Below are 11681 nucleotides of genomic sequence, written 5' to 3'. Positions count from 1 at the left end.
AGTAGGAACGGCCTGGAGTGGGCGCGGCCTGGAGTAGGAGCGGCCTGGAGTGGGCGCGGCCCGGAACAACGGCCGAAGGACTACTCGTCACGAAGCCGGGCATCCCCTAGTGCAGGGGGTGCCGCCCATGCGCGTGATCCACGAGATGAAGTTCGTCGCCCGCCTGGCCTCGGGTGCCGACGAATGGTCCTGCCCCGCCTGCGGACGCCGCGTCACCCTGCGGCGCCTGCCCGAACCCGAACTGACCGTCCTCGACCCGGGCGACGAGTCCGCCGTGCACGTCGGCGTCATCGAACCCGACGCCCGCGCGACCGCGGCCGCCGAGAAGTACGGCCTCGGCCCCGTCCAGAACATCCCCCGCCCGCCGTCCCCGCCCGCCCCCGACGCCGCCGACCGCCGCTGGCTCGCCGAGATCGGCATCGACTGGGACGGCGGCGACGCGGCGGCGTGACTCAGCGGCGAGGGGCGTAGAGCGGGAGGCCGGAGGTGTCCAGCTCGGCGGGCAGGGGTGCGGTCAGTGGGACGGGCTCGCCGTACTTGCCGTGCAGGACGCCCTGGTACTCGCCGTCGCGAGGGTGGGTGTAGAGCATCCAGGCGCCGTCGCGGGGGGTGAGTGCGAGGAAGGCGGCCACGCCTGCGGCGGCGTACCAGGCGGCCTTGGTGGCGACATGGCTGACCGGCGAGGGGCCGGGAGCCACCTCGACGGCGAGGGCGACATCGCGAGGATCGGCGAGCCAGCCGTCCTGCTGCTCCCATTCGACGGGCAGTACGAGCAGGTCGGGTGTCGCGTAGTCGTCCCCGTCTCCCGGCAGGGCGACGGACGACGTCTCGTACGCGCCGAGGCCCGGCAGACGTGCGCCGATCCGTTCGCGCAGGTGTCGCACTGTTCCGGCGTGTTTGCCGCGTCGGGGCGGCGACATCAACAGGATGCCCCCGATGATCTCGACACGGAGCCCGGTGCTCCCCTGGATCGCTTCCGCCGCGTCGCGAAGCTTCGCGGGTCGCACGGGGGTGGTGACCATCGCGTCCTCTGCTGGGCCGAGTGGCTGGTGTTCGCCCGGGTTCAGGCTAGCGCGCCAAGTCGGCCGGTGCCGTTGCTGATCGGATTGTTTCAGGGTCTGGTCGAAAGCCGGTTGTTTAGTTATATTCAGCCGAGCAGAACTTGAATGAATCCATCCGCAGGGAGGCCGGGACATGGTGCAGCAGCAGACGAGCGGGCCGCGCGAGGTGCGTGCGGCGCGCGGGACGGGGCTCACGACGCAGGGGTGGCAGCAGGAGGCTGCCCTGCGGATGCTGATGAACAACCTCGACCCCGAGGTGGCCGAGCACCCGTCGAAGCTGGTGGTGTACGGCGGCACCGGCAAGGCCGCGCGGGACTGGCGCTCCTTCGACGCCATGGTGAAGACGCTGCAGGGCCTGAAGCAGGACGAGACCATGCTGGTCCAGTCCGGCCGCCCGGTCGGCGTGATGCAGACCCACGAGTGGGCGCCGCGCGTGCTGATCGCCAACTCCAACCTGGTCGGCGACTGGGCCAACTGGGAGGAGTTCCGCCGGCTGGAGAGCCTCGGGCTCACCATGTACGGCCAGATGACCGCCGGCTCCTGGATCTACATCGGCACCCAGGGCATCCTCCAGGGCACCTACGAGACCTTCGCCGCCGTCGCCAACAAGCGGTTCAACGGCACGCTGGAGGGCACCATCACCCTCACCGCCGGCCTCGGCGGGATGGGCGGCGCCCAGCCGCTGGCCGTCACCATGAACGGCGGCGTGGCGATCTGCATCGACTGCGACCCGTCCCGGATCTCCCGCCGGATCGAGCACCGCTACCTGGACGTCGAGGCCAAGGACCTCTCCCACGCGCTGGAGCTCGCCACCGCGGCCCGCGACAAGCGGCAGCCGCTCTCCATCGGCCTGCTGGGCAACGCCGCCGAGCTCTTCCCGCAGTTGCTCGCGATGGACGCCCCGATCGACATCGTCACCGACCAGACCAGCGCCCACGACCCGCTGAGCTACCTGCCGCTCGGTGTCGACTTCGACGACATGGCGGACTACGCGGCCGCCAAGCCCGCCGAGTTCACCCAGCGCTCGCGCGAGTCGATGGCCCGCCACGTCGAGGCCATGGTCGGCTTCCAGGACCGCGGCGCCGAGGTCTTCGACTACGGCAACTCGATCCGCGGCGAGGCCCAACTGGCCGGCTACGACCGTGCGTTCGCCTTCCCCGGTTTCGTCCCGGCGTACATCCGCCCGCTGTTCTGCGAGGGCAAGGGCCCGTTCCGCTGGGCGGCCCTGTCCGGTGACCCGAAGGACATCCACAAGACCGACAAGGCCGTCCTCGACCTCTTCCCGGAGAACGAGTCGCTGCACCGCTGGATCAAGATGGCCCAGGAGAAGGTGCACTTCCAGGGCCTGCCCGCGCGCATCTGCTGGCTCGGCTACGGCGAGCGCGACAAGGCCGGCGAGCGCTTCAACGACATGGTCGCCTCCGGCGAGCTGTCCGCGCCGATCGTGATCGGCCGGGACCACCTGGACTGCGGTTCGGTGGCCTCCCCGTACCGCGAGACCGAGGCGATGCTGGACGGCTCGGACGCGATCGCCGACTGGCCGCTGCTCAACGCCATGGTCAACGTCGCCTCCGGTGCCTCCTGGGTGTCCATCCACCACGGCGGCGGCGTCGGCATCGGCCGCTCGATCCACGCCGGCCAGGTCACCGTGGCCGACGGTACGGCGCTCGCGGGCGAGAAGATCCGCCGCGTCCTCACCAACGACCCGGGCATGGGCGTCATCCGGCACGTGGACGCCGGCTACGACCGGGCGGTCGAGGTCGCCGACGAGCGCGGCGTGCGCGTGCCCATGGGTGAGCTGTGAGCTCTTCGTTCAACGAGATGTGGGCGGAGCTGCTCCCCGTGGGCCGCTCCGCCGCCTCCGGCGGCTACCGCCGCTTCGCCTGGAACTCCGCCGACGCCGAGTGCCGCGCCTGGTTCGAGCAGCAGGCCCGCGACCGCGGCCTGACGTACGAGCTGGACCGCAACGGCAACCAGTGGGCCTGGCTGGGCGACCCGCACGGCCAGGGCGCGGTCGTCACCGGCTCGCACCTGGACTCCGTCCCGGACGGCGGCGCCTACGACGGCCCGCTCGGAGTGGTCTCCTCCTTCGCCGCGCTGGACGAACTGCGCGCCAGGGGAGCGGAGTTCACCAAGCCGCTGGCGATCGTCAACTTCGGTGACGAGGAGGGAGCCCGGTTCGGCGTGGCCTGCATCGGCTCCCGGCTGACCGCCGGGCTGCTGTCCCGCAGGGCCGCGTACGAGCTGCGCGACGCCGACGGCCTGCGGCTGCCCGACGCGATGGAGAAGGCCGGCTACGACCCGACCGCGATCGGCGCGGACGAGGAGCGGCTGTCCCGGATCGGCGCCTTCGTCGAACTCCACGTCGAGCAGGGCCGCTACCTCACCGAGGAGCAGCCGGTCGGCGTGGCCGGGGCGATCTGGCCGCACGGCCGCTGGCGCTTCGACTTCCACGGCGAGGCCAACCACGCGGGCACCACCCGGATCGAGGACCGCCGCGACCCGATGCTGACCTACGCCAACACCGTGCTCGCCGCCCGCAAGAAGGCGAAGCTGGCGGGCGCGCTGGCCACCTTCGGCAAGGTCGCGGTCGAGCCCAACGGCACCAATGCGATCGCCTCGCTGGTGCGCGGCTGGCTGGACTCCAGGGCCGCCGACGAGCGGACCCTCACCGAACTGGTCGCCGAGATCGAGCGGGCGGCCGCCGAGCGCGGTGAGCGCGACGGCGTCCGGGTCGAGCTGACCCGCGAGTCGTACACCCCCGTGGTGGACTTCGACGGCCCGCTGCGCGACCGGCTCGCCAAGCTGCTGGACGCCCCGGTGCTGCCCACCGGCGCGGGACACGACGCCGGGATCCTGGCCTCCGCGATCCCGACCGCCATGCTGTTCGTGCGCAACCCCACCGGGGTCTCGCACTCCCCGGCCGAGCACGCCGAGGAGGCCGACTGCCTGGCCGGGGTCGCCGCCCTCGCCGACGTACTGGAGGACCTGGCGTGTCAGTGACCGCTTCGGTGACGTACTGGGCGCAGTACGCCTGGCTGCCGCACCACAACGGGCCGGTGGTCGAGCCGGACGTGCTGATCACCACCGGTGCGGACGGCCGGATCGCCGCCGTGACGCCGGACAGCGGGCCCTGCCCGCCCGGCGCCGTCCGGCTCGACGGACTGCTGCTGCCCGGCCAGGCCAACGCCCACTCGCACGCCTTCCACCGGGCGCTGCGCGGGCACGTCCAGGTCGGCTCCGGGACGTTCTGGACCTGGCGCGACACCATGTACCGGTTCGCCGGCGCGCTCGACCCGGACAGCTACCTGGAGCTCGCCACCGCCGTCTACGCCGAGATGGCGCTCGCCGGGATCAGCGCCGTCGGCGAGTTCCACTATCTGCACCACGCGCCCGGCGGCGCCCGCTACACCGACCCCAACGCGATGGGCGAGGCGCTGATCGAGGCCGCCGCCCGGGCCGGCATCCGGATCACCCTGCTGGACACCTGCTACCTGTCCTCCGGCTTCGGCGCCGAGCCGACCCACCCGCAGCTGCGGTTCAGCGACGGCGACGCCGAGGCCTGGGCCGCCCGCGCGGACGCGCTCAAGCCGCGCGAGCACGCCCGGATCGGCGCCGCCATCCACTCCGTCCGGGCCGTCCCGGCCGAGCAGCTGGGCACCGTCGCGCACTGGTCGGCGATGCGCCGGGCGCCGCTGCACGTCCACCTGTCCGAACAGACCGCGGAGAACGACGCCTGCCTCGCCGCGCACGGCGTCACCCCGACCCGGCTGCTCGCCGACCACGGCGCGCTCGGCCCGCGCACCTCGGCCGTGCACGCCACCCACCTCACCGACGAGGACGTCGAACTCCTCGCCGACTCCTCCACCACCGTCTGCATGTGCCCCACCACCGAACGGGACCTCGCCGACGGCATCGGCCCGGCCCGTCGGCTCGCCTCGGCGGGCAGCCCGATCTCCCTGGGCAGCGACAGCCACGCGGTGATCGACCCGTGGGAGGAGGCCCGGGCGCTGGAGCTGGACGAGCGGCTGCGGACGCGCACCCGCGGCCATTGGACGGCGAACGCGCTGCTGCGGGCGGGCGGCGAGGACGGCCACGCCTCGCTCGGCTGGCCCGAGGCCGGGCGGATCGAGGCCGGGGCGCTCGCCGACTTCACGGCGATCGCGCTGGACTCGGTGCGCACGGCGGGGCCGCCGCCGCGGCTCGGCGCCGAGATCGCGGTGTTCGCGGCCTCGGCGGCGGACGTCCGCCACCTGGTGGTCGGCGGACGGCACGTCGTCCGGGACGGCGTGCACCAGCTGGTGGCCGACGTGCCGGGGGCGTTGCGCTCGGCGATCGGCGCGCTGGACTACTGATTCCCCCTGTTCGACCTCACGCGGAAGGCGTTGTCTTGAGCACCAGGACCACCTTGATCACGGGCATCGGCAGCCTGGTCACCAACGACCCCGGGCAGGGAGCCGGGCCGCTCGGCCTGCTGGCCGACGCGGCCGTGGTGGTCGAGGGCGGCACCGTCGCCTGGGTCGGCCCGGCCGCCCAGGCCCCGGCGGCGGACGAGCGCTTCGACGCCGAGGGCCGGGCGCTGCTGCCCGGCTTCGTCGACTCGCACGCCCACCTGGTGTTCGCGGGGGACCGTACGGCCGAGTTCAACGCCCGGATGTCCGGGCAGGTGTACAGCGCGGGCGGCATCCGGACGACGGTGGCGGCTACCAGGGCGGCTTCGGACGCTGAGCTGGACGCCAACCTGGCCGGGTTCGTCCGGGAGGCGCTGCGGCAGGGCACCACCACCATCGAGTGCAAGTCCGGCTACGGGCTGACGGTCGAGGACGAGGCCCGGGCGCTGCGGATCGCGGCGAAGTACACCCCGGAGACGACGTACCTGGGCGCGCACATCGTGGCCCCGGAGTACGCCGAGGACCCGGCGGGGTACGTGGAGCTGGTGACCGGCGAGATGCTGGACGCCTGTGCGCCGCACGCCCGGTGGGTGGATGTGTTCTGCGAGAAGGGCGCGTTCGACGGGGACCAGGCGCGGGCTGTTCTGACGGCGGGGATCGAGAAGGGCCTCACGCCGCGGGTGCACGCCAACCAGCTCACGTACGGGCCGGGCGTGCAGCTCGCGGTGGAGCTGGGGGCGGCGTCGGCGGACCACTGCACCCACCTGACGGACGAGGACGTGGCGGCGCTGGCGGGGTCGGCGACGGTGGCGACGCTGCTGCCGGGGGCGGAGTTCTCGACGCGGGCGGAGTACCCGAGCGGGCGGAGGCTGTTGGACGCGGGGGCGGTGGTGGCGCTGTCCACCGACTGCAACCCGGGCTCGAGCTTCACCAGTTCGATGGCGTTCTGCATCGCCGTGGCGGTGCGGGAGATGGGGATGACGCCGGACGAGGCGGTCTGGGCGGCCACGGCCGGCGGCGCCCACGCGCTGCGGCGCACGGATGTCGGGACGGTCGCGGTGGGCGCGCGGGCGGACCTGCTGCTGCTGGACGCGCCCTCGCACGTGCACCTGGCGTACCGCCCGGGCGTGCCGCTCACGGCGGCGGTCTGGCGCGCGGGCGTCCGGGAGGTCTGAGCCCTCGGACGACGGACGGCCCCCGCGCCCCCGGGGTGGCGGGCGCGGGGGCTTTCCGAGAGCGCCCGCTCCCTGCACGCAGGGAGCGGGCCGCTTCGGTGTGTCGGTCAGCCGAAGGGCAGGACCTGGGTGCTGCCACCGGCCAGGATGCGCTGGTACTCGCTCTCGCCGTTGAGTGGGCGGTAGTTGATCACCGGATCGCCGGCCCGTACGAGGGCGGTCGCACATCCGGGGCACCAGGGCCGTGGCGGCTGCACGTCGATGTCCTCGATCGGAGCGGTGAGCCCGGATCCGCAGCCGTGCCGCCCGCGCCGGGGCCGCGCTCCTCAGATCGGTCGAACGGATCACCGGATCACGAACCCGGGTAGGGGCCGCTCCTCGACGTCTCGGGGCAGGGCGAGGCCGAAGCGGGCTTCGAGGACCGCCAGCGTCGCACGGTCCGCGTCCCCGAAGGGTTCCTCCTCCGGGCGGCCTGACTCGCCGTCCGGGCGGAGCACGCCGGCCCGTACCAGGTCGTCCAGCAGGAAGTCCGGCTCCTGGCCCCACCGCCAGACCTCCTCGCCGATGCCGAAGGAGCAGACGGCCACCCCGTTCCTCGCGTAGGCGAACTGCGCCGGTGGATGGTCCGGCTGAGGGTCCAGGTGGACGACCTCCACCCCGTCCCGCGACACCTCGACCAGCCGTTCCGCCGCGCTGGGGAGGCCGTACTCCAGGGCGAAGGACCACCCCCCGTACGCGCCGACCCGCACCACGTCCTCGTCATCCGTCCCGTCGTCCATGACCACGTCCCACGCCTGCGCCCCCGTCAGGGACGACGGAACGGATCCCGGCACACCGCCCAGGCGCCGGGCGAGCTCCTGCGGCGTGATGCCTCGGGCGAACACGATGCCGTACCGCCAGTCGTCGCAGTCGACCAGCCACCGAAGACCGTCACCCATGACGCGGGCCCCCTCTTTGCGAGCGCGGGCCGTGATCTCCGCGCATCCGGGTGACCAGCCTAGGCAGTGGCGCTGACAGGCCTACAAGTCCTCTGACGACTGCGCCGTGGCGTTGCCCACGGGCTGCAACCCGGGCTCCAGCTTCACCAGTTCGATGGCGTTCTGCATCGCGGTGGCGGTGCGGGAGTTGGGCATGACGCCGGACGAGGCGGTCTGGGCGGCCACGGCGGGCGGCGCGCAAATTACCGGTGGCCGGCACCAGGCAGCCGGTGGCATGCTTGCCACTCGTATGTGATCAATCGGTGTACCTGTGCCTGCAGGGCCATCAGGATCCGACCATTCCTCGGCGACACCGAGGCCTGAGGCTCTGGCAGAGAGGTTGCCTCCGGTGGACGATGCCGACCGAATTCCCGAGGACCTGACCGAACTCGGAAGGCTGCTCATGCGCGGCGCATCCACCATCCGGTGGGTGGAGGCGGCCGAGCGGCTTGTCCTGCAGGTGGACAACCTGCGGGACTGGCTCATCAAGAACCACTTTCTTCGTATGTACATGAGCGAGTCCGGCCCGTATGCCGCCACGGATTTCGCCGAAGCCTTCAACGCCGCGTGCGAGATCTCCCGCGGCGGCAGCAGCGCCCTCGATGCCTCCGGCCTGCACAGGTCAAGCTTCGCTGCTCTCGGCGTCGCCGCCAACCTCTGTGGCCGTGTGCAGAACTCGTTGCGTTACGCCGTCCACGAGATCGACGAGAGCGATGCCCGGGCGGTGGCGTTGGCGGTGCTTTATGCCATGGGATACATGGACGCCACCGTGGACGTGAACGGCGATGAGGTGGACGGTTGGGGGCCGAACTCGCTGGCCTACGAAGACCGGTTGTCCCAGCCCGATCGGATTCCTCCGACCGGCGCACCCGCGCGGTCAGGCACGTGATCATCGGCTTCCGCACCGCGGACGGCCGGGACATCCGCTTCGAAGACTCCAGCGGCGTACTAGCTGGTGGTGAGGTGGTCGAACTCGCCTGCCTTGGCGGCCTGGAGGAACGTGGCGAACTTGAGGCGGGTGGTTCGGACGATAACGTCGCCGTCGTCGGACTCCCGGAGCTCGACGATCCCGTCGACGGTACGGACCTCGACGCAGTCAGAGTTGGCGCCGGAGTAGCTGGACTTCTGCCACGCGGCGCTGGTCATGAAGCCAGGCTAGCGACCGGCGGCCTCTTGCGGGGAGCAAGAGGCCGCCGGAACGATTCGCTCAGGGGGCGGTGGTGAGGTGGTCGAACTCGCCTGCCTTGGCAGCCTGGAGGAAATTGGCGAACATGAGGTGCGTGGTGCGGACGATGACATCGCCCTCGTCGGACTCGCGAAGTTCGATCACCCCTTCACGTGCTCGCACCTCGACGCAATTGCTGGCTGCTTCGCTGAAGCTGGATTTCTGCCACTCGGAGCTATTCATACCTGTCGTTCAGTTCCTTCATGATCGAGCGAATGTAATCTCGCGACTCGCTCTCCGGGAGCGCGATGGCTTCGATGCGCTCAAAGATTGCGCGATAGCCCGCCAGCTGGGCGGGCGAGTCGAAGATGTGGGAGCCATGGGACGAGTCAGCCTGGACCGTATCCAGCTCCGGCACCGGCCCCTCCGCGTAGATCAGGTTCTCACTGGGGCCAGGGAAGTCAGCCGTATCGAACGGTACGACTCGCAGTGAGACTCCTGGAAGCTGCGAGTCTTCGACGAGGGAACCAAGCTGTTCCTTCAGCACTGCGGGACCGCCGTACTGAATTCGCAGCGCTGCCTCGTGGACCAGTGCCACGTACGGCGTTTCACCGGATCGAATGGTCTGCTGCCTGCGTAGGCGGAACCCCACCCTGCGATCGACCTCGCGACCGGGAAGGGGAGTGAAACCTCTCGCGAACACGGCGGCGGCATAGGTGACCGTCTGTAGCAGCCCCGGGATGAAGCCGATGTTGAAGCTCTTGAGCCTCTTCGCATGTCCCTCCATTTCCGCCACATCAATGGGGGCGGCTGTGAGGGCGTTGCGATACTCATCCCACCAGGCCCGATCTCGCTCCCTGGCCATCTCGGCGAGCGCGTCAACCAAGGGCGCGTTGGCGCACATGCAAGCCTCTGCGATCTCGTGCAGGCGCTCCACGCTGACGGCGGACTTCCCGTTCTCCATCTGCGTCACCAGAGCTGGAGTCACACCGAGCAAGCGGGCGAGGTGGCTGCCTGCGAAGCCGGCCTGCTCTCGCATCCTCCGCAGTTCAGCGCCGAGTCGGCGCTGGCGAAGGGTCGGGTTCTGGCGGTTGGCCATGGCGTCCTTTCTGCGGGTGCAGGCGCCAGTCTGCCGTGCCGCGCACAGGGGTGGCCATCCGGGGCATGACTCCATCGGGGGAACCTTCGCGCATCGCGCTTAACGTTAAGCCGTGATGCGCTATCGTCGTTCACAGCTCGATCCGACGGATCGTCAGTAAAGCCTGCATCCAGGGCAGTAGGCGCCTGCTGCCCGCGCACCGAAGAGCAACCGCCGCCCCGGCCTGGCTCACGGTGACGACCGTCATCACCTCTCCCACACCACAGCCTCACGGAGGTTCCCGTGTGTACCCGTAACACCCCCTCGCTCGCGCTCGCCCGCCAGGCCCTGCGGGACGCCCTGGCCCGTAGCGGCTGGGACGCCGACGCAATCCACGACGCCGAACTCGCCCTCGTCGAGCTCATCTCCAACGCCTGGCGGCACGGCGGCACCCCCGCGCCCGTCGTCTGGTTTTCCCTCCTCGGCGGCACCCTCCACGTCTCCGTCGCCGACGAGAGCGACGCCCTCCCCCAGCCCCGCAGCCCCGCCGGCCTCGCTGAGAGCGGCCGTGGCCTCCAGCTGGTCGAGGGCCTCACCCACCGGTGGGGCGTCGACCCCCAGAAGTACGGCAAGAGCACCTGGTACGAGCTGGACGCCGCCTCGTGACCCGCGACCCCATCGCCCCCGACGACCCTCGCATGCGCGACTACACCGAGGCCCAGATCACCACCCTCCTCGGCGAGTTGCACCGCCGCGGCCTCCCGCACGGCCTCCTCTGGGGCTCCGCCGCCCCCGGCGAGACCACCCTCGACGGCCGCATCCTGATCGACTTCGGCAACGCCCCGGTCAGCACCCTCCTCAACCTCCTCCACCTCCTCCGCGACCTGGAGCGCGACCAGCCGTGGCACCGGTGAACCTCCTCGTCGCCGCGATCCTCCTCACCCTCCTCGCCCTCGCCATCACCACCGTCGCCCTCGGCGTCCTCGCCACCCTCAAGATGCCCCGCCCCGAGAACCGCGACGACCAGCCCTGAACCAACGCGAAGGCCCTCGCCCACCCAGGGCGCGGGCCTCGCGGGTGCCGCTGTCAGCCGAGGTGAGGGATCGCCCTGTGCTCCAGGAGCAGACGTCGACCTGCTGCCGGACCCCGCCGTCCGAGTATGCGATCACGCGCCGTGGGCCGGTATGGACGAGGGCCCGAACACACGTCCTCGGCTCGGTGAATGTGGTCAACTATGCCCACCTGCCGCCTTCCCAGGATGTGATTGCTGATGAGTGCTCAGGCCGATGGGCTCGAGCCGTGGAAGATCTACGGCGACCGCTTGGTCTATGACAATCCATGGGTACAGCTGGCCCTCGTGGACGTTGAGCCTCCTGGTGTGGCTCGCTTCGAGCATCACGTGGTGCGCTTGAAGCGCGTGGCCATAGCCGCGGTGCTGGATTCCGACGACCGCGTGTTGATGCTGTGGCGGTACCGCTTCGTGCCGCAGTCCTGGGGCTGGGAACTTCCCGGTGGCATCGTTGATCCCGGAGAGAATGGCCTGGGGGCGGCTCTGCGTGAGGTCGAGGAGGAGACCGGCTGGCGACCGAATCACCTCGACCACGTGGTCACCTTCCAGCCGATGGTCGGCATGGTGGACTCGCCGCACGAGGTGTTCGTCGGTCATGGAGCGACCATCGTGGGCGAGCCGGAGGCCGGCGAGGAGGCCGGCCACGTCGCGTGGGTGCCGATGTCCGAGATCCCGGCGCTCATGGCGGAGGGGAAGCTCATGGGTTCGGGAACCCTGGTCGCGCTCTTGCACATCCTGGCTTCCCGCAAGCAGTGATGCCCGAGG

15 protein-coding genes and 2 pseudogenes are annotated in these 11681 nt (G+C 71.0%); 11 read left to right on the top strand and 6 right to left on the bottom strand.

The features are described from left to right. Positions 1–127: 127 nt before the first annotated feature. Entirely contained in the window at positions 128–451 is a 324-nt protein-coding gene (locus AB0F71_RS28280) for a hypothetical protein (protein WP_033350007.1), read from the top strand. A 1-nt stretch (position 452) separates the two neighbouring features. Here the strand turns inward: AB0F71_RS28280 and AB0F71_RS28275 are convergent, their stop codons facing one another. Continuing rightward, entirely contained in the window at positions 453–1022 is a 570-nt protein-coding gene (locus AB0F71_RS28275) for a Uma2 family endonuclease (protein WP_360239712.1), read from the bottom strand. Between the two features lie 172 nt (positions 1023–1194). Here AB0F71_RS28275 and hutU point away from each other — a divergent pair, with 172 nt between their 5' ends. Genes hutU through hutI form a run of 4 tightly spaced genes read left to right on the top strand, consistent with a single transcriptional unit; the run spans position 1195 to position 6627 of the window. Beyond that, positions 1195–2865: a urocanate hydratase gene (gene hutU / locus AB0F71_RS28270; protein ID WP_360239709.1), complete on the top strand. Its 1671-nt coding sequence runs from the start codon at positions 1195–1197 to the stop codon at positions 2863–2865. Between the two features lie 17 nt (positions 2866–2882). Beyond that, complete coding sequence (locus tag AB0F71_RS28265; protein WP_360239909.1) at positions 2883–4064, top strand: allantoate amidohydrolase; 1182 nt, start codon at positions 2883–2885, stop codon at positions 4062–4064. Then, the gene (locus tag AB0F71_RS28260) at positions 4061–5416 is read left to right on the top strand and encodes a formimidoylglutamate deiminase (protein WP_360239906.1); all 1356 of its coding nucleotides are present in this window, start codon (positions 4061–4063) and stop codon (positions 5414–5416) included. The genes AB0F71_RS28265 and AB0F71_RS28260 overlap by 4 nt, the downstream gene beginning before the upstream one ends. A gap of 35 nt (positions 5417–5451) precedes the next feature. Next, positions 5452–6627, top strand: a complete 1176-nt coding sequence (gene hutI / locus AB0F71_RS28255; RefSeq protein ID WP_360239706.1) for an imidazolonepropionase — start codon at positions 5452–5454, stop codon at positions 6625–6627. A 107-nt stretch (positions 6628–6734) separates the two neighbouring features. Here the strand turns inward: hutI and AB0F71_RS28250 are convergent, their stop codons facing one another. Further along, the gene (locus AB0F71_RS28250; RefSeq protein ID WP_360239703.1) at positions 6735–6884 is read right to left on the bottom strand and encodes a hypothetical protein; all 150 of its coding nucleotides are present in this window, start codon (positions 6882–6884) and stop codon (positions 6735–6737) included. Between the two features lie 87 nt (positions 6885–6971). Beyond that, positions 6972–7565 (bottom strand): DUF6461 domain-containing protein, encoded by a 594-nt coding sequence (locus AB0F71_RS28245; protein WP_360239700.1) that lies wholly within the window; start codon positions 7563–7565, stop codon positions 6972–6974. Positions 7566–7671: 106 nt separating this feature from the next. Between AB0F71_RS28245 and AB0F71_RS28240 the strand changes: the two are divergent. Together AB0F71_RS28240 and AB0F71_RS28235 are read left to right on the top strand one after the other, a co-directional pair. After that, positions 7672–7803 (top strand): annotated as a pseudogene (locus AB0F71_RS28240) (imidazolonepropionase); the annotation flags it as partial. Between the two features lie 150 nt (positions 7804–7953). Then, positions 7954–8493, top strand: a complete 540-nt coding sequence (locus AB0F71_RS28235; RefSeq protein WP_360239697.1) for a hypothetical protein — start codon at positions 7954–7956, stop codon at positions 8491–8493. A 59-nt stretch (positions 8494–8552) separates the two neighbouring features. On the opposite strand, the gene AB0F71_RS28230 is transcribed toward AB0F71_RS28235, so the two are convergent. The 3 genes from AB0F71_RS28230 to AB0F71_RS28220 form a co-directional block, all read right to left on the bottom strand. Beyond that, the gene (locus tag AB0F71_RS28230; RefSeq protein WP_360239694.1) at positions 8553–8750 is read right to left on the bottom strand and encodes a DUF397 domain-containing protein; all 198 of its coding nucleotides are present in this window, start codon (positions 8748–8750) and stop codon (positions 8553–8555) included. Between the two features lie 61 nt (positions 8751–8811). After that, positions 8812–9012, bottom strand: coding sequence for a DUF397 domain-containing protein (locus AB0F71_RS28225; RefSeq protein WP_360239691.1), 201 nt, complete (start codon positions 9010–9012; stop codon positions 8812–8814). After that, on the bottom strand, positions 9005–9868 hold the full coding sequence (locus AB0F71_RS28220) for a helix-turn-helix transcriptional regulator (protein ID WP_360239688.1): 864 nt from the start codon (positions 9866–9868) through the stop codon (positions 9005–9007). Before AB0F71_RS28220 ends, AB0F71_RS28225 begins: the two co-directional genes overlap by 8 nt. Positions 9869–10150: 282 nt before the next feature. Here AB0F71_RS28220 and AB0F71_RS28215 point away from each other — a divergent pair, with 282 nt between their 5' ends. From AB0F71_RS28215 to AB0F71_RS28200, 4 genes and pseudogenes are all read left to right on the top strand, one after another. Beyond that, on the top strand, positions 10151–10513 hold the full coding sequence (locus AB0F71_RS28215) for an ATP-binding protein (protein ID WP_360239685.1): 363 nt from the start codon (positions 10151–10153) through the stop codon (positions 10511–10513). Beyond that, positions 10510–10761: a hypothetical protein gene (locus AB0F71_RS28210; protein WP_360239682.1), complete on the top strand. Its 252-nt coding sequence runs from the start codon at positions 10510–10512 to the stop codon at positions 10759–10761. Before AB0F71_RS28215 ends, AB0F71_RS28210 begins: the two co-directional genes overlap by 4 nt. Beyond that, positions 10749–10880, top strand: a complete 132-nt coding sequence (locus AB0F71_RS28205; RefSeq protein WP_360239679.1) for a hypothetical protein — start codon at positions 10749–10751, stop codon at positions 10878–10880. The genes AB0F71_RS28210 and AB0F71_RS28205 overlap by 13 nt, the downstream gene beginning before the upstream one ends. A 252-nt stretch (positions 10881–11132) precedes the next feature. Beyond that, a pseudogene (locus tag AB0F71_RS28200) lies at positions 11133–11672 on the top strand (NUDIX hydrolase); the annotation flags it as partial. Between the last annotated feature and the right edge of the window lie 9 nt (positions 11673–11681).

The sequence above is a fragment of the Kitasatospora sp. NPDC028055 genome (assembly GCF_040637885.1).
Lineage (GTDB): Bacteria > Actinomycetota > Actinomycetes > Streptomycetales > Streptomycetaceae > Kitasatospora.
Note: the sequence above shows the minus strand (reverse complement) of the source record. Positions and strands in the feature narration are given on the sequence as shown.